The 17,276-nt window shown below is 59.9% G+C and carries 12 protein-coding genes and 1 pseudogene; 9 read left to right on the top strand and 4 right to left on the bottom strand.

Features of this window, described 5'->3' with window-relative positions; genetic code table 11:
* Positions 1-218, top strand: a pseudogene (locus C1949_RS19550) (EmrB/QacA family drug resistance transporter); the annotation flags it as partial.
* Positions 219-233: 15 nt separating this feature from the next.
* Here C1949_RS19550 and C1949_RS16580 read toward each other — a convergent pair.
* Positions 234-635: an NINE protein gene (locus C1949_RS16580; protein ID WP_104739569.1), complete on the bottom strand. Its 402-nt coding sequence runs from the start codon at positions 633-635 to the stop codon at positions 234-236.
* Between the two features lie 77 nt (positions 636-712).
* On the opposite strand from C1949_RS16580, the gene C1949_RS16575 reads away from it, so the two are divergent.
* The 4 genes from C1949_RS16575 to C1949_RS16560 all read left to right on the top strand — a co-directional run bounded on the left by C1949_RS16575 (position 713) and on the right by C1949_RS16560 (position 4,659).
* Positions 713-2,074 carry a YcjX family protein gene (locus C1949_RS16575; protein WP_170063101.1) on the top strand — a complete coding sequence of 454 codons (1,362 nt, stop codon included), beginning with the start codon at positions 713-715 and terminating at the stop codon, positions 2,072-2,074.
* Positions 2,071-3,099 carry a TIGR01620 family protein gene (locus C1949_RS16570; RefSeq protein ID WP_104739567.1) on the top strand — a complete coding sequence of 343 codons (1,029 nt, stop codon included), beginning with the start codon at positions 2,071-2,073 and terminating at the stop codon, positions 3,097-3,099. The genes C1949_RS16575 and C1949_RS16570 overlap by 4 nt, the downstream gene beginning before the upstream one ends.
* A gap of 94 nt (positions 3,100-3,193) precedes the next feature.
* Positions 3,194-3,811, top strand: coding sequence for a hypothetical protein (locus C1949_RS16565; RefSeq protein ID WP_104739566.1), 618 nt, complete (start codon positions 3,194-3,196; stop codon positions 3,809-3,811).
* 53 nt (positions 3,812-3,864) lie between these two features.
* Positions 3,865-4,659: an acyl-CoA thioesterase gene (locus C1949_RS16560; RefSeq protein WP_104739565.1), complete on the top strand. Its 795-nt coding sequence runs from the start codon at positions 3,865-3,867 to the stop codon at positions 4,657-4,659.
* Between the two features lie 40 nt (positions 4,660-4,699).
* Here C1949_RS16560 and cmoB read toward each other — a convergent pair whose 3' ends face one another.
* Positions 4,700-5,668, bottom strand: a complete 969-nt coding sequence (cmoB, locus tag C1949_RS16555; RefSeq protein WP_104739564.1) for a tRNA 5-methoxyuridine(34)/uridine 5-oxyacetic acid(34) synthase CmoB — start codon at positions 5,666-5,668, stop codon at positions 4,700-4,702.
* The gene (gene cmoA, locus C1949_RS16550) at positions 5,665-6,405 is read right to left on the bottom strand and encodes a carboxy-S-adenosyl-L-methionine synthase CmoA (protein ID WP_104739563.1); all 741 of its coding nucleotides are present in this window, start codon (positions 6,403-6,405) and stop codon (positions 5,665-5,667) included. The genes cmoB and cmoA overlap by 4 nt, the downstream gene beginning before the upstream one ends.
* 336 nt (positions 6,406-6,741) lie before the next feature.
* Here cmoA and C1949_RS16545 point away from each other — a divergent pair, with 336 nt between their 5' ends.
* Positions 6,742-8,736: a type IV pilus assembly protein FimV gene (locus C1949_RS16545; RefSeq protein WP_104739562.1), complete on the top strand. Its 1,995-nt coding sequence runs from the start codon at positions 6,742-6,744 to the stop codon at positions 8,734-8,736.
* Between the two features lie 51 nt (positions 8,737-8,787).
* Here the strand turns inward: C1949_RS16545 and lon are convergent, their stop codons facing one another.
* Positions 8,788-11,190, bottom strand: coding sequence for an endopeptidase La (gene lon / locus C1949_RS16540; protein WP_104739561.1), 2,403 nt, complete (start codon positions 11,188-11,190; stop codon positions 8,788-8,790).
* A 127-nt stretch (positions 11,191-11,317) separates the two neighbouring features.
* Here lon and C1949_RS16535 point away from each other — a divergent pair, with 127 nt between their 5' ends.
* From C1949_RS16535 to putP, 3 genes are all read left to right on the top strand, one after another.
* Entirely contained in the window at positions 11,318-12,085 is a 768-nt protein-coding gene (locus C1949_RS16535; RefSeq protein WP_104739560.1) for an AraC family transcriptional regulator, read from the top strand.
* Positions 12,086-12,427: 342 nt separating this feature from the next.
* Positions 12,428-15,583 (top strand): bifunctional proline dehydrogenase/L-glutamate gamma-semialdehyde dehydrogenase PutA, encoded by a 3,156-nt coding sequence (putA, locus tag C1949_RS16530; protein ID WP_104739559.1) that lies wholly within the window; start codon positions 12,428-12,430, stop codon positions 15,581-15,583.
* Positions 15,584-15,744: 161 nt separating this feature from the next.
* The gene (gene putP, locus C1949_RS16525) at positions 15,745-17,220 is read left to right on the top strand and encodes a sodium/proline symporter PutP (RefSeq protein ID WP_104739558.1); all 1,476 of its coding nucleotides are present in this window, start codon (positions 15,745-15,747) and stop codon (positions 17,218-17,220) included.
* Positions 17,221-17,276 lie beyond the last annotated feature (56 nt).

Raw genomic sequence — 17,276 nt, 5'->3', positions numbered from 1 at the left:
CATTGCAGCAGGCCGTGGAGCAGGGGGCTTACAGTCTGGATTCGGCAGCAGGGTTGGCAAGGATAAATGGTGAAGTAACCAGACAGGCCGCGACACTCGCCTACCTGCAGGATTTTCGCCTGATGATGTGGATCACACTGAGTGCGTTTCCGTTACTGCTACTGTTGAAGCCGACTCGGCGCCAAAGTGCGATGAGCGCCGAGCCCGTCGAGCTCTGAGTGATGGTGCGCCGCTTACCACTCGCGGCGCATGTTTTCGACGGAAATCTGCTCGTTCAGAGTCCAGTAGTCATAGAGCACGCCCACCAGGAACAAGCCGCCGGTAAAGAAGTAGATGATTGCGGTGATCCATTTGCCCATGTACAGGCGGTGAGCACCGAAGACCCCCAGGAACGTCAGCAGGATCCAGGTCAGGTTGAAGTTGATTGGGCCGGTACGGAACCGGCGATCTGCCTCGCGGTCCATGCTGGGGATCAGAAAGAGATCGATGATCCAGCCGATGAAAAACAGCCCCAACGTGAAAAACCACAGGGTCCCGGTCCAGGGTTTTCCGTAGTAGAAGCGGTGCGCCCCCATGAACCCGAATATCCAGAGCAGGTAACCGATTGCCTTGCTGTGAGTATCCGAATATGCCATGCGGGGGGCCTCTCTCCAAAAAAGTGGGTATGTAATACTGGTCATAGACCATAAACGATTTGTGGAGTGCCTGCAGCGTGCAAAATAAAAGTGCGAACTGGTTCAAGCAAGTGGCACAGCGCGCTGAGGCGCTCGGGCAGCAGCGGCTGCGCGTAGGGGTGACGGGGCTTAGCGGCGCTGGCAAAACCACCTTTATAACCAGTCTGATCAATCAGCTGGAGAATCATCGCAAGGGGCTGCTGGCCAGACGCGCGCCCTTTGACCGACTGGAGTCCGTACGCTGGCAGCGTGAAAGCGTCGAGCAGCCTTTCCCTTATCTGGAATCCCTTTCTGCCCTGTCGTCGAATCCTGCCCGTTGGCCCGAGTCGACGGCGGACCTGTCCCGGGTGGTTATTGATCTGCGTTTTCAGCCTCAGGGCTTGCTGCGCAAAGTACAGCCGGTAAAGCAGCTGCGACTGGAGATTCTTGACTATCCCGGTGAGTGGTTGCTTGATTTGCCCCTGCTGCAGCTGGATTACGGGCAGTGGTGTGAACAGATGGCCGACTGGCTTGAGCAGGAGCCGCGGCGTTCGCTTGCTGGCCCCTTGCGTGACCAACTGCTGGAAGTTGATCCGGCGGCGCCAGCAGACCTGCAGCAACTCGCTGAGTTGAAGGCAGCCTGGTCTGACTTTCTAATGCGCTGTCGAACAGAGGCGGGTCTGTCGCGTAATCAGCCGGCGCGGTTCCTGCAGCCCGGCAGCGATGTGGCTGCCGAGATGCTGGAGTTTGTGCCACTGCTGCGGGCCAATCGGCACAGTATTGCGCCCGCGGATAGCTGGTTTGGCATCTGCTCGGGACGGTTTGACTACTACCGTGACTTTGTTGTCCGTGCCTTCTACGACGAACATTTTCGCCACCTGGATCAGCAGGTGCTGCTGGTTGACATGCTCGGACCGATGGATGCGGGTGAGGCGGCGCTGGTTGATCTGCGCGATGCCATGGAGGCGGTGCTGTCGAGCTTTGATTACGGCCGTAGCGGGTTACTGGCACGACTGCTGCGTTTTCGGCCGCGTATTCGTCGGCTGGCATTCTGTGCAACCAAGGTAGACAAGGTCAGCCCCGAGCAGCAGCGCGCGGTACAGCAATGTCTGGAAGACCTGCTGCTTGATCGCCTTGCTGAGGTTCGCCATGGCGGCGTTGAAGTGCGCGGTCTGCCATTGTCGGCAATCCGCGCCACCCGTCAGGAAGGTGACAACCTGATTGCCGGGCTGGAGGGGCAGGACGGTTGGGTACGCTACCGGCCGGGTAGTATTCCTGCCCATCTGCCCCAGTCGCTGCAGCTGGATAGCCCCGAACTGCTGCCGCTCAGACCACCGCCTGGCCTGCATCGCAGTGAGCCGTTTCCGCACTACCGAATGGACGATCTGGTGGCCTGGATCATCGAGGGGGCGCAGTTGTGAGCAGTGAAAAGAAAACGCGAATTCTGGATAGTTGGCAGGAGGAGCTGAATGAGCAGGCCAGGCGCACGACCGAGGTGCTGGACCGCTCCAATACCGTGCCTGGTGCATTCGCCGAGCCTGCCACACCTGAGCTGCCATCGACCTTGAATGCCCCGCCAGCGAGCCGCTGGCCGGGGCACTTGCTGGCCCTTGGTGTGACCACCGCTTTGGGTGGCGCCGCCCTGCAGTGGGGGCAGTGGAGTTGGGCCGCCTGGCAATGGCAACCGCTATGGGGCGGGCTGGTTGGCGGGCTGGGCGTGGCGCTCGCGGGGAGCGGCCTGTTCGCATGGCGCGACCTGCGCAGACAGCGGCTACGCCTGAGTGCGCTGGAGCAGCTGCGTGCGGAAATGCAGCAAGCCCTGCGTGAGCATGACCAGCGCCTGGCTGTCGACTGGCTCGATCGGTTGCAGCAGGTTTATGCGGACACCCCCCTGCTCGCGAGCCTGCAACAGGCGTGTGCCGGTCTGGACGGGTCGCACACAGCCGAAGAGGTGGCGCGGCGGCTCAATCTTCAGTTTTACCAGCCAATTGATGTTCAGGCTCGTCAGATCATCCGGCAAGAGTCGGTCACCACCGGTGTACTGGTTGCTTCCAGCCCCTGGGTGGCCGTTGACCTGTTGTTGGTGGTGTGGCGGAATATTCGCCTGATGCAGCGAGTGGCGGTCTGCTACGGACTGCCGATTGGTCGCTTCAGTCGCTGGCGTCTGGCGCGTCACGTGTTGCGCAATATTGCCTTGGCCGGTGGTACTGAGGTTGCGATGAGCGCGTTGAGTGACTCTCTGCTATCCGGTTTGCTGGAAAAGGTTGCGGCGAGAATCGGGCAGGGTGTGGGAGTGGGTTTGTACAGCGCACGCCTTGGTCATTTTACCCTTGATCTCAGTCGTGCGGCGCCGTTGGCAGAACAGCAGCAGCTTATTGAGGACAATCGAGGTATTGTCAGGATGATGAAGGAGCGCCTCGGGCGCAGTATCGATGGGAGCTTATAAATCTCGACGTCGCTGGCTGGCTGAACGCTGGCTTGCTCGACAACAGCAGCGAATGGCGCGGCACCAGAATGTAGTGTCGGCGAGGCTTCGGGGCGTGCGCGATCAGTTGCTGCCAGCCAGTTGGGCAGCGCGTATGGCACGTGTTCCCGAGGTGGCTGAGGGCGAAACCGTGCGGTGGCAGCCGGGGGAGGGCTCCAGCAGTGCCGAGCTGTTGGTCTGGGTACGTCGGCTGCAGCCCTATCAGCGACGCTGGCTGGCTACCCTGCTAGATGCCTCAAGCGCAGGGGCGGTGACTCTGGTTGAGGCGGTAGAGCGGCTCCAGCTTGATTGGCGCAGTCAGCTCAATCCGCTGAAAACCCATCGCGAATATGCCGAGCAACTGGCGACGCTGGCGCATCTGCTGGGCGTTCCGGCGGCGGCAACGTCGGCTTATCTTGAGAACGAGCGCCGCATCTTTTCAGCAATTGATGAGTTGCTGTTCGGTTCCCTGCCGCTACGCCTGCGCGCTGAGCTGGCTAGCCAGCATCCGACTGGCCAGGGCTTTTATGTTAACTGGTGGTATGAGCGGTTAATGGCCCGCGCCGGGGAAAGCAACTATGACCTGGCGGGCGCCGGAGTGGCGGATTGGCCGGACGTGCCGGCGGCCTGGGTGGCGCTGGGTTGGCTGTCTGGCTTGCGGTTGGCAGGGCAGAGTGAGAGCGCTGGTCAGTGAGGGGGCTGCTGGCCTAACATAGCCGGCTTTGTCATTTCTCAGGATCTCGTTCGATGAACTTCTCTGCTCTGCTTCAGGCCTTTGATCAGTCCTCCAACGCCACTGTCACTATTCCTCCAGAGTGGGCTCAGGGCCGTGCCGGATACGGTGGTCTGGTCGCAGCGCTGGTGCTACGCGGCATGCGGTCGAGTCTGTCTGACGCTCGACCGGTGCGGTCGCTGGCGATCACCTTTGTTGGTCCGGTTCAACCGGGCGAGCCGGTGCAGGTACAAACGGAAATTCTGCGCGCAGGGCGGGCTGTCACCCAGGTGCTGGGGCGCGCGGTGCAGAACGGTCAGACGATGTGCATCGTCCAGGGCAGTTTTGGGGCTGGCCGCGAGTCCAGCGTGAATGTGGTTGCCGAGCCGGCACCCGAGGCGCCTGCCGCCGCCGATTGCCAGCGTACGCCATACGTTGAGGGCATGATGCCTAACTTTCTGCGCTATTTTGATACGCGCTGGACCTTCGGCGACTACCCGTGCACGAATAGCCGCAAGCGCGAGATGGGCGGCTGGATGCGCTTTGACGAGACCTTCGAGCACTTCGATGAAGTGCACCTGGTCGGTCTGGTTGATGTCTGGCCTCCGGCAGTGCTACCGCACCTGAAAGAGCGCGCGCCAGCCAGCTCATTGACTTGGACCATTGAGTTTGTGCAGCCGCAGCCGGCTATCGGCGTGGATGACTGGCTGCTTTACAAGGCCACCATCGAGCATGCCCGCGATGGCTACGGGCACTGTGCTGCAATGGTCTGGAACAAGACTGGAGAGCTGGTGGCGATCAGCCGTCAAACAATCGCCGTGTTTGGCTGATCGTTAGCGCGCCTGAAATACGAGGTGGCGACAGGCCGGGTCAGGTTGGTCGCTGCCCTATCAAGGTGGCGCGCAGAGGGGCTGGATGGCCTTCGATTGTTTTGTTGCTATCGTTGGGGTCGAGAAAGGATGGCAGTGAGTTAAATCGCATCCAGTCAGTGCTGCGCTGCTCCTCAACGCTGGTCTGATTGAGGTCGACGCAGCGCACATCCTTGAAACCCGCACGCCGCAGCATGCGCTCCAGCATGGGCGCCGACGGCAGGAACCATACGTTGCGCATCTGTGCGTAACGGTCTTCCGGCAGCAAGCAGTGGTTTTCATCGCCTTCGATGACCAGCGTCTCGAGCACCAGCTCGCCACCGGGGCGCAGACAGGCCTTGAGCTGCAGCAGGTGGTCGATAGGGGAGCGCCGGTGGTAGAGCACACCCATCGAAAACACGGTGTCGAAGGCGTTGGTTGGCTCTGGCAGGTCTTCGAGGGTGAAGGGGAGTTGCCAGACCGGGGCCTTGGGCAAGTAGTGCTTCACCGCTTCGAACTGGTTGAGAAACAGCAGGTTCGGGTCGACACCGATTACCATCGCGGCGCCGGCGTGCCACATGCGCCACATGTAGTAGCCATTGCCACAGCCAATGTCCAGTACCCGGCGACCGCGCAGGTCGATATGCGGTGCTACCCGTTCCCACTTCCAGTCTGAGCGCCACTCGGTGTCGATGTGTACCCCGAACAGGTCGAATGGCCCCTTGCGCCAGGGATGCAGCCCCTGCAATGCATCATACAACTGCTGCTGTGTCTGGGCGTCCAGCGGCGGGGCATCGAGCGCGACGCTGTGACTGAAATCGTGCCGTACGCCATCCAGTGGCGGCAGATTGCGCAGACTGTGTTGCCAGCGTTCCAGGTCGCCATGTTGCAGCTCGGCCAGTCGGGCCTGCAGCCCTTTTGCGAGCGGCGCATGCCAGCTGGCCAATGGTGAGTTCTTCAGGGTATCGAGCAGAGGGCTGTAATCAATCACGTATGGGCAATCATCGAGCAGAAGTTAAGACACTGAAACCACAGGTGACTGTGGCTGAAGCCGGCGTCGCGCAGCCGCTGCTGGTGCACCTCGAGCGGATCCGGGCGCATCACGTTTTCAATTGCGGTGCGTTTCTGGGCAATTTCCAGCTCACTATAGCCGTTAGCGCGCTTGAAGGCGTAGTGCAGTGACTCCAGTGCATTTTGGGTCTGGCTGTCGGTAAAGTTGAGTTTCTCTGACAGTACCAGTACGCCGCCGGGCAGCAGTGCCTTGCGGATACGCTGCAACAGCGCCAGGCGCTGGTGCGTGGGAATAAACTGCAGGGTGAAGTTCAGCACGACCATTGAGCAGGGTTGCAGCGTCAGAGCGTTAATGTCTGCCGTAATGACCTCTGCTGGAATGGCCTCTTCGAGCATCGCGTCCTGGGCACTGAGGTATTCTCGGCAACGTTCGCTCATGGCTTCGGCGTTGTCGACGGCGATGATGCGGCAGCCGTTCAGCGGCAGGTGGCGTCGCATTGACTGGGTGGCTGCGCCAAGGGAGCAGCCGAGGTCATAAATCAGAGTGCCGGGTTGTGCATACTGCCCGGCGATGACGCCAATGCTCTCGATGATCGTTGGGTAGCCGGGCACTGAACGCTTGATCATGTCCGGAAAGACGCGCGCGACGGCGTCGTCGAAGCGGAAGTCATCGACCTTACTGATGGGGCTGGCAAACAGCTTGTCTACCTCGGACATGGCGGAATCCCGGGTGGCATCGTGAGGGGGCGCATTTTAACCGAAGTCGGCTGCCTTGACAGGATGGACTGCTGATTGCTTGACTGCAGGATAGAATGTGCACTGCGTCACGCGGCCAAAATATTGGCTTTGTGTACCTTGCGTGGTCTTTTTGTATTGTTTTCTGACATTAGGCAATGGCTCGGCATTCGTTTCCGCGCAGCTAACTGGCATACTAGTGGCCTGGTGGCTTTACGCAGGACAGGAAGTCTTCGGCAACGGGTCGCTGTTCACAAAAGCAATGGATGCACGGGTGTCCGGTCCTGATCGGAGCCCTCAGTTAAATGAGGAAAGGGTATGGCAGTTAAACGCCAGATAGTCCTGGGCGCTGCTTCGCTGGCAGCACTGTACGCGGGGGTGGCAGGAGCGCTGGGGCTGGGTACACTCCAGCTTGAATCGGCACTGAATCAACCGCTCAATGCCGTCATCGAGTTGCAGGGAGCTGAAGGGCTTGGCCCGGAAGATGTGGTGGTAAGGCTGGCGCAAACCACAGATTTTGAAAACGCTGGCATCGATAAGCCGTATTTCCTCAACGACCTGCGTTTCACTCCGGTGCTGCAGAACCGCCGCTTGACGGTTCAGGTTCGCTCGAGTCAGCCGGTACGTGAACCCTATCTGAATTTTCTGGTGGAGCTGCGTCGTCCCAACGGCCGTATGCTGCGTGAATACACGGTGCTGCTTGATCCGCCGCTATATGGATCGAGTGCGCCAGCGGCGGTCAGCAGTGCGCCGGCTGCCGCTCCGGTGCGTTCTTCCCCCAGTGCCCCGGTCGCTGCCGCTCCGCGTCAGCAGCCGGTGTTACCAAATTTGACGCCGCAACCGGACGCGGGCAGCTACACCACTGTTTCCGGCGACTCGCTGTGGGGAATCGCCGAGCGCAGTCGCCCGGTATCGAGTGTCTCTGTCCGCGAGACCATGACCGCGATTCATGCGCTCAATCAGCAGGCTTTTGTGGATGGCGACATCAACCGTCTGAAAGTCGGCCAGACGCTGGTTTTGCCAACGGCAGCGCAGCTGGGTGTTACTGATGGGCAGGCTCCCGAGTCGGAGCCGGCTGCTGCGCCCGCGCCCGCAGCACCATCCGCACAGGGCAACGCGCAGCAGCAGGTTGCCGATGTCTCTGCCGAAGATGTCGGTGAGACGCCCGCTGAGGCACCGATGACTTCCGCAGCCGGTGACCAGGGGCGCCTGCGTATTGAGGAGGAGGCCGTCAGCGACTCCGAGGCAGAAGCGGCGGTGCTGGCATCCCGACTGAACGAGTTGGAAGGCCGTTTTAACACCCTGCTAAGCGAACTCGATAGCCGTGATCGCCAGATTGCCGCGCTGCAGGCTGAGCTGGATGTACTGCACGCCGCCCGGGAAGCCGAAGAAGCTGCCGCCACTCAGACTCAGGCCGGCGGCACGCTTGGCAGCGGTGATGGTGGTGATGCCGTATCGCCGACAGGGAGTGATGATCCCGCCGCCGGTGCAGTGGCCGCTGAGGTACCGGCTGCTTCCGAGCAGTCCGGCTCGTCCTTCGCCTGGTGGTCTGTGCTGCTCGCAGTATTGGCGTTTCTGATTGGTTGGGTTGTGGCACGTACGCGCGGCAAGGGACAGTCAGCGAAACACAGGGCTCCGTCAACACCGACTGCCCCGGTTGGGCGACCAGTGTTTGCCGATGCTGCGTCGTCTGAGCCTCGGGTTGCTGCCTCTGCAGCACCGGCTGCGACTGCAGCTGCTGTGGTTGGTGCAGCGGGCGCAGACGAGCAGAACGATCTGGGCGGAATCGAGCTGTATATCACTTACGGCCGGTTTGCCGAGGCGTGTGATGCCCTAGACAAGGCGATTAGTGAAGAGCCCGAACGTCTTGAATTGCGCTTCAAGCAAGCCCGGGTGATGGGCGAACTGGGCGATTCAGAAGGTTTTGCGGAGCAGGCTGAGGCTATTCAACGGCTCGGTGGTGACATGCAGCGGGTCGATCAACTGCGGTTGCGTTTCCCGCAGCTCGACCAGGCGACTGCGCCGGTTGATACTGTTGAGGATGTGCTGGACTCGGAGCCGGTCGATGGTGATCTGGCCGATTCGCAGCTGAATCTGAATGATTTCACGCTGGACCCTGACTGGGACCTGATCGAGGGCCTAACGCCGGCGCCTGTGCGCAAGAATAACCGGCTGGACCCTATTGCAATTGATGATGAGGCGTTCGAAAGCAGTTTGCACGAGTTTCCGGAAATCGAAGAGCTGGATGATCTGGATGAGCTCGATCATCCCGACCGCGTCAGTACGCTCGATAGCGAGCAGGACAAGCATTGAATAGTAATTGAGCAAAAAAGGCGACCTGATGGTCGCCTTTTTTGTGTCCGCTCAGGCAAACAGGTGCTTGGCGACATCGCGGAAGTGGGTGGCAAAGTGAACGGTCATACCTTCACGCAAATACTCCGGCAATTCCTCGTAATCGCCTTGGTTCGCTGCCGGCAGAATCAGTTCGTGAATACGCTGGCGACGTGCGGCAATTACCTTTTCGCGAATACCGCCCACGGGCAGCACGTGTCCTGTGAGGGTGATCTCGCCGGTCATAGCCAGGCCGCTGCGCGGTGCCTGCTGGCGGGCCAGTGAAAGCAGCGCGCTGGCGATGGTGATTCCGGCGGAAGGGCCATCCTTGGGTGTTGCTCCCTCCGGCACGTGCAGATGCACGAACGCTTCATCGAAAAAGCTCTGGTCTGCCTTGTAGTCGGCGAGGTTGGCGCACAAATAGCTGTAGGCGATTTCTGCCGACTCTTTCATCACATCGCCCAACTGACCGGTCAGCTTGAAGCCACGGTTGAGGGTATGAATGCGGGTTGCCTCGACGGGCAAGGTGGCGCCGCCCATCGAGGTCCAGGCCAGGCCGGTGATGATGCCGGTGCCCTTGAGCTGTTTCTCGGTGCGGAATGCCGGCGTACCGAGCAGTCGCTTCAGGTCTGCCGGTTTGATGCTGATACGTGTTTCCGGTTGCTCCAGCAGTTGCACCACGGATTTGCGGACCAGCTTGCCTAGCTGTTTGTCGAGGTTGCGCACGCCAGCTTCGCGAGCGTATCCCTCGATCACCTCACGCAGTGCCTTGTCGGTAATCCGCAGTTGGCTCTTGCGCAGGCCGGCGCGTTCCAGCTGGCGTGGCCAGAGGTGGTGCTTGGCGATCGCCAGCTTTTCCTCGCCGATGTAGCCAGACAGGCGAATCACATCCATGCGGTCGAGCAGCGGGCCGGGAATATTGTCGAGCGTGTTGGCGGTACAAACAAATAGCACGTTGGATAGATCCAGCCGCAGGTCCAGATAGTGATCGAGGAACTGGCTGTTTTGTTCTGGATCAAGCGTTTCCAATAGCGCCGATGCCGGGTCACCCTGATGGCTGGCGCCCAGCTTGTCGATCTCGTCCAGCATGATGACCGGGTTCATCACTCCAACGTCCTTCAGAGCCTGGACGAACTTGCCAGGCATAGCTCCGATGTAGGTCCGTCTGTGTCCCTTGATCTCGGCTTCGTCGCGCATGCCGCCAACGCTGAAGCGATAGAAGGGGCGATCCAGGCTTTCGGCGATAGATCGGCCAATACTGGTTTTCCCGACGCCGGGCGGGCCGACCAGCAGGATGATTGAGCCGGAGATCGAACCTCGAAACGCGCCGACGGCAAGAAACTCGAGAATGCGGCTTTTGACGTCTTCCAGGCCATCGTGGTCGCGATCGAGAATACGTCGTGCGTGCTTGAGATCAATCCGGTCGGGATGGGTGATACCCCAGGGCAGCGCAGTCGCCCAGTCCAGATAGTTACGAGTCACCGCATACTCGGGGGAACCAGTCTCCAGCACAGACAATTTGTTCAACTCGTCATCAATACGCTGTGCGACCGCATCCGGCAGGGTTTTGCCCTCAAGGCGCTGACGGAACTGTTCAACGTCCGCAGTACGGTCATCCTTCGACATACCGAGCTCTTTCTGGATGATCTTGAGTTGCTCCTTGAGAAAGAACTTGCGCTGGTGTTCTCCCAGATTGCGGTTCACCTCTGCGGTAATTTCGCCCTGTAGCCGGGCAACGTCGATTTCCTTTTTCAGCAGCACCAGTACCTTTTCCATCCGGCGCAGGACGCCGACGGTATCAAGTACGTCTTGCAGCTCGCCGCCTTTGGCTGAGGTGAGCGCGGCGGCAAAGTCCGATAGCGGCGACGGGTCGTTTGGGCTGAAGCGGTTCAGGTAATTCTTCAGCTCTTCGCTGTATAGGGGGTTGAGTGGCAGCAGCTCCTTGATCGCGTTGATCAGAGCCATTGCATAGGCGCGCACCTCATCGCGCTCATCGGCGGGCGAGCGTGGGTATTCAACCTCGACCAGGTAGGGTGGCTTGCGACTCAACCATTGGGTAATGCGCACTCGAGTCAGGCCTTGGGCGATGAACTGGATCTTGCCGTCCTCGCGCACGGCGTGGTGCATGCGTACCGCGCAACCGGTAGTGGGCAGCTGGGACGGGTCAAGCTTGCCATCCGCAGGCAACGGGCCGTCAACATAGAACAGGGACAGGGCCTTGTGCTGTGTGCTGGCTACGCGTTCGATGGTTTCGTGCCACGGGTTGTCATTGACCACGACGGGCATGACCTGGGCAGGGAAGAATGGCCGATTGTTGATCGGCAGCAAGTACAGTTTGTCCGGTAGGTTCTGCTCGGGCAGAACAAGCCCGGTGCCTTGGGCCTCATTGGCATCCTCGGCTATGTGTTCAATGTAATCGGTATCCTGATTGCTCATCGGCTCACCTTGTATGTGCGGCTCATGGACAAGAAATGGCGACGGAGCCGGGCGATTTCAATAGCGGAAATGTGTAGCATTTTGTGGCAGGATGGGAGCCGTTATCTCATTTTCTGCTTTGCGCCCGATGCGAACCCGAATACTGGATCTGCCCGTTCAGACTGCCATTCATGAGCACCCCGAACACCAGTTGGTGATCGGCCTGAGCGGCTGCGCCGATTTTGAAGTGCAGGGGCAGGGTGGGGCGGTTAACCGGTTACATGCCTGTGTTGTGCCGGGGGGTGAGGCGCACGCCTTTTCCGGGCGTGGCCACAATCACATGTTGATCATGGATCTGCCGGTAGGCGTTGCTGATCATGGGCTCGAATACAGCATGGCGCGGTTGTTTGAGCGGCCGCGCTTTTTGCAGCTGGATCATCAGTTGCAGGGGCTGCTGGACTTTGCTCAACACGCGCTGGCTGATCCGAGTCCCGATCAGGATGGCCTGACTTGGCACCTCAGCGGCGTGTTGCTGGCGGCGCTCCAGCGTCGGGTTTCAGACACGCTGGTTGAGGCCCCACGACGCAGTGCGCTCAATTCGGCAGAGCTGCAGCGTCTGGATGCTTATGTTGCGGCCAATCTGGATCATCCGATCAGCGTTGCGGCGCTCGCTGCTCAAGTGTGCGTCAGCAGTAGCCATTTTCATGCGCTATTTCGTGAGTCTACCGGGGTAACGCCCCATCAGTATGTACTCGCACTGCGTTTGCGGGAGGCATCACGGCTGCTTCAGGAAACCGAGTTGCCGGTAGCAGAGGTTGCCAGTCGCTGTGGGTTTTCCAGTCAAAGTGCATTGACGCACGCTGTGCGGCGGCAGTGGGGGCAGACGCCTAGGGCTCTGCGCTTGGGGCGGGCATGAGTTGCTGGTCAAATTACTCCATTAGCTGACTCGACGCGCCAGCCGGCGCTATGCAGTCTCCTCTTCGTGTCCCGATGCGCTGTCCTATGCTCCCCTGCAGCGCCATTGCCTTCCGAGCTTTTGACAAAAACATCAGAGATTTCTGCAAGATTCCTCGGTTCTGCGCTTCTACAGTCGAGTGCCGGCCTTTGACTGCCCGGAGGGCGGTCGGCTTCGTGCCGGTTCAATCACAACAAACGGGATGATTCGTCCTCTACGCTCGTATGGTCTAGGGTTGTAAGTAGGCGAACTCATATGTCCGCATCCCGCTGTCGGGAGTGGTCAATCCAGGAGCATGCCAGAATGTTTAAAGCCAGCGAGGCGCTGCAGGGCGATTTCCTGCGCAGTCAGCCAAGTGAATTTCTGCACAGGGTCAGTGCCAACTACGCCGTTGATGAAGACGATTATCTGCGCGAGCTGATCGAGTTGGCGCAGAGTCAGGACCTGAGCGCGATTGCGCGCAAGGCCAATCAACTGATTGTCGATGTACGCAAGCGTGACAACGCGGTCGACAGCATTGATGCACTGTTGCAGCAATACAGTCTGGATACCCAGGAAGGCATCATGCTGATGTGTCTGGCCGAGGCGTTGCTGCGGGTGCCGGATGGCGATACCGCCGATGCGCTTATCCGCGACAAATTGAATGCCGCGCAGTGGGATCGCCACCTCGGGCAGAGCGAGCACACGCTGGTCAACGCCGCTGCATGGGGCCTGGTGATGACCGGCAAGGTGGTCAACATGGATCAGCGTCAGGACGGGACGCCGGGCACGGTACTGGGCCGTCTGATCAAGCGCAGCGGTGAACCTGTCATCCGCGCTGCGATGATGCAGGCAATGAAGATCATGGGCCGCCAGTTCGTCCTTGGTCGCACCATCACCGAGGCGTTGAAGAATGGTAAGCCGCAGCGTGACGAGGGCTACACCTACTCGTTTGACATGCTCGGCGAAGCGGCGCTGACCCGTGCCGATGCCGACAAGTATTTCCAGGATTACAGCAAGGCGATCGCCGCGCTGGTAGAAGACAAATACAAGGGGCGCAGCCCGAAGCCGACCATCTCTATCAAGTTGTCTGCCCTGCACCCGCACTACGAAGCGGCGCGCGAAGAGCAGGTGTTGCAAGAGCTGGGCGACAGCGTGCTGGCGCTGGTGCGCCAGGCCCGTGTCGGTGATGTGGGTATTACTATCGACGCCGAAGAGGCCGATCGCCTTGAGCTGTCGCTGAAACTGTTCGAACGCGTGTATCGTCACCCTGACGTGCAGGGCTGGGGCAACTTCGGTCTGGTGGTTCAGGCCTATTCCAAGCGTGCGTTACCGGTTCTGTGCTGGTTGACGCTGGTTGCCCGCTCCCAGGGCGACCGTATTCCGGTTCGCCTGGTCAAAGGGGCCTACTGGGACTCCGAGATCAAGTGGTCGCAACAGGCTGGTTTGAGCAGTTACCCGGTATTTACCCGTAAGGAGGCGACCGACGTCTCCTATCTGGCATGCGCCCGCTACTTGCTCAGCCCGTTGACCGAAGGTCATATCTATCCGCAGTTCGCTACCCATAATGCCCATACCGTCACCTGCATTCTGGATCTGGCCGGCCGCCGCGAATTCGAATTCCAGCGCCTGCACGGCATGGGCGATGCGCTGTATGACACCGTGATCGAACAGGCCAAATGTCCGGTCCGTATTTATGCGCCAGTCGGGGCCCACAAGGATCTGCTGCCGTACCTGGTTCGACGTCTGCTCGAAAACGGTGCCAACTCATCGTTTGTTCATAAGCTGGTTGATCCACGGGTGCCGGTGGATAGCCTCACCGCACATCCGGTAACTGCGCTCAAGCGCCACGCATCGCTGGCCAATCCGCGTATCCCGCTGCCACCGGCACTGTACGGTGAATCACGTCGTAACTCCCGGGGCGTCAACATGAATATCCTCAGTGAATGGCTGCCTCTGAAAGACGAGCTGGATAAATGGTGGGACGCTCGCTGGACCGGTGCGCCACTGGTTAACGGCAAACGGCTGGAAGGTGAAGTGCGTGCGGTTATGTGCCCCTACGAGCTGAGCCATCAGGTCGGTGAGGTGGTTTGGGCCTCGGCTGATCAGACCCGTGCGGCGATTGATGACCTGAGCGGCGCATTTGTGCGCTGGAATGCCACCCCGGTTGATGAACGTGCGGCCATTCTCGAGCGCGCCGCCGACAAGCTTGAAGAGCATATGCCCGAGCTGATGGCGCTCTGTACCCGTGAGGCCGGCAAGCTGCTGCAAGACGGTATCGATGAAGTGCGCGAAGCGGTCGACTTCTGCCGTTTCTACGCGATGCAGGCGCGTCAGCGCTTCGCCACCATCACGCTGCCTGGGCCGACGGGTGAAAGCAACGAGCTCTACCTGCAAGGCCGCGGTGTCTTCGCCTGTATCAGCCCGTGGAACTTCCCGCTGGCCATTTTCTTGGGTCAGGTCAGCGCTGCGCTGGTTTGCGGTAACACCGTGGTTGCCAAGCCGGCCGAACAGACTAGTCTTGTCGCCGTACGTTGTGTCGAACTAATGCACGAAGCCGGTTTGCCGGGTGACGTGCTTGCACTGCTGCCGGGTGATGGCGCACAGGTTGGTAGTGTCATCACTTCGGACCCGCGTATCGCCGGTGTGGCCTTCACTGGCTCCACCCAGACTGCACATGTGATCAACCGCGCGCTGGCCGCCCGCAACGGCGCGATTGCGCCGATGATCGCCGAGACTGGCGGTCAGAATGCAATGATCGTCGACTCCACTGCGTTGCCGGAGCAGGTCGTCAACGATGTTGTCAGTTCTGCGTTCCAGAGTGCCGGCCAGCGCTGTTCGGCGCTGCGCGTTCTGTTCGTGCAGGAAGATATTGCCGAGCGCGTTATTGAGCTGCTCAAAGGGGCGATGGCTGAGCTGCATGTGGGTGACCCGGCACGTCGCGATACTGATGTTGGCCCGGTGATTGACGCCGATGCTCGTGACGGGCTGCTCAAGCATGTACGTGAGATGAAGCAGGCAGGTTGCCTGATCGCCGAGACCCCGGTACCTGAGTCGCTGAATGGCCATTTTGTCGCCCCGGTTGCCTTCCGTCTGGATAGCATCAACGAGTTGAGCGACGAGCACTTTGGGCCAATTCTGCACGTGGTGACCTGGCGTGCACGTGACCTGGACAAGATCATTGATGATATCAACGCAACCGGCTTTGGCCTGACCCTTGGCGTGCATTCACGCAACGAGGATACTGCCGAGCATATTGATGCGCGGGTACGAATTGGTAATGTGTACATCAATCGCAACCAGATCGGTGCGGTGGTTGGTGTGCAGCCTTTCGGTGGTCAGGGGCTTTCAGGTACGGGGCCGAAGGCGGGTGGTCCGCATTATCTGCTACGGTTTGTCACTGAGCGCACGCGGACAATCAACACCACTGCGGTGGGCGGCAACGCCAGTCTGCTGTCGCTAGGTGATGGGGAACCTTAATAACTGGCAAAGAAGCAACAGGGATAGATGAGCAGCAAGGACAGTTCAGCAACCATGGATGCGAGAGCGGCTCGCGCTGACGACATTGACCGTCATGGTGCCGGCGGGTGTGCAGTCCGCCGGCGAGACCGATTCAAGCATCTCTAAGAGAGAGAATAAAAATGGAAGGTAATACTGCAGTCGTTACGGCGACGTTTATTGTGTACATCGGGGTGATGCTCGCGTTGGGCTATATTGCCTACAAGCGCACCACTAACCTGTCGGACTACATCCTCGGTGGGCGCTCGCTCGGTCCGGGCACTGCAGCACTGTCTGCTGGCGCGTCGGATATGAGTGGTTGGCTGTTGCTGGGCTTGCCGGGTTACGCGCTGTCTGCCGGCTATGAAGCGTCCTGGATCGCTCTCGGTCTGCTCGTCGGAACCTGGGCGAACTGGCTGATCGTTGCGCGGCGTCTGCGGGTCTACTCGCATCTGGCCAGTGATTCGCTGACCCTGCCAGCCTATTTTGAGAACCGGTTTGAAGATAACAGCCGCCTGTTGCGGGTGATTTCTGCTGTCTTCATCCTGCTGTTCTTCCTGTTCTACACCAGCTCCGGGCTGGTTGCTGCCGGCAAGCTGTTTGAAAGCACCTTTGGTTTCGGCTACGAGGTTGCTGTGGTTGTTGGCACCCTGGCGATCATTTCCTACACCTTCTTTGGTGGCTTCCTGGCGGTATCCTGGACCGATGTGATTCAGGGGCTGCTGATGGCGGCGGCATTGGTCGTGGTGCCGGTGATGGCGCTTAATGTTGTTGGTGGCTGGGACGCGGTGCACGGGGCAATGGAAGCACGCAACCCTGAACTGCTGAACCTCTGGACCAATGTAGAAGGCGAGCCGCTGGGCTTTGTGGCGATTATCTCGCTGCTGGGCTGGGGGCTCGGTTACTTTGGTCAGCCGCACATTCTGGCGCGCTTCAAGGCCATCGAGAGCGATGCCGCGCTGCCGACTGCGCGTCGCATTGCTGTGCTGTGGACCGGCGTTTGCCTGCTGGCATCGCTGGTGATCGGCTGGATCGGTATCGGCTACTTCGGAGAGGAAGGTCTGGCTGACGCAGAGACGGTGTTCCTAGCCTTGGTTCAGGCACTGATGCACCCGCTGGTTGCCGGTATTCTGCTGGCTGCGGTGCTGGCCGCGATCATGTCCACTGCCGATTCGCAGTTGCTGGTGTCGTCATCTGCTCTGGCGGAAGACTTCTATAAGGCGCTGTTCCGTCGCGATGCCTCCCAGCAGGAGCTGGTTTGGGTCGGTCGCGCGGCGGTGATCGGTATCGCCGCTCTCGCGCTGGTGTTTGCCTTTAACCCTGAAAGCACCGTACTGGGCCTGGTTTCCTACGCCTGGGCAGGCTTTGGGGCGGCCTTTGGGCCGGCGATCATCCTGTCACTGTTCTGGCGCCGGATGAACCGCTTCGGTGCGCTGGCCGGCATTATCGTTGGTGGTGTTACCGTTGTGGTCTGGAAGCAGATTGACAGCATTGGTCTGTACGAGATCATCCCGGGCTTTATTCTGGCAACCATCGCGATTGTGGTGGTGACTCTGGTTACTCCGGCTCCGGAAGGCAAGGTAACTGATCAGTTCGATGACATGGCCTCTCGGTTCTAATCGTCTGAGCGAAAAAAACCGCCGCACCCGCAAGGGGCGGCGGTTTTTTTATGCTG

Source organism: Halopseudomonas oceani, from assembly GCF_002903165.1.
Lineage (GTDB): Bacteria > Pseudomonadota > Gammaproteobacteria > Pseudomonadales > Pseudomonadaceae > Halopseudomonas > Halopseudomonas oceani.
This window is presented reverse-complemented; position numbering and strand designations above follow the sequence as displayed.

Excerpts from the sequence above, each read along its gene's own strand:
- C1949_RS16545 (WP_104739562.1), top strand. The coding sequence starts at position 6,742 with ATGGCAGTTAAACGCCAGATAGTCCTGGGCGCTGCTTCGCTGGCAGCA.
- cmoA (WP_104739563.1), bottom strand. The coding sequence starts at position 6,405 with ATGTCCGAGGTAGACAAGCTGTTTGCCAGCCCCATCAGTAAGGTCGAT.
- C1949_RS16560 (WP_104739565.1), top strand. The coding sequence starts at position 3,865 with ATGAACTTCTCTGCTCTGCTTCAGGCCTTTGATCAGTCCTCCAACGCC.
- C1949_RS16580 (WP_104739569.1), bottom strand. The coding sequence starts at position 635 with ATGGCATATTCGGATACTCACAGCAAGGCAATCGGTTACCTGCTCTGG.
- putA (WP_104739559.1), top strand. The coding sequence starts at position 12,428 with ATGTTTAAAGCCAGCGAGGCGCTGCAGGGCGATTTCCTGCGCAGTCAG.
- lon (WP_104739561.1), bottom strand. The coding sequence starts at position 11,190 with ATGAGCAATCAGGATACCGATTACATTGAACACATAGCCGAGGATGCC.
- C1949_RS16535 (WP_104739560.1), top strand. The coding sequence starts at position 11,318 with ATGCGAACCCGAATACTGGATCTGCCCGTTCAGACTGCCATTCATGAG.
- putP (WP_104739558.1), top strand. The coding sequence starts at position 15,745 with ATGGAAGGTAATACTGCAGTCGTTACGGCGACGTTTATTGTGTACATC.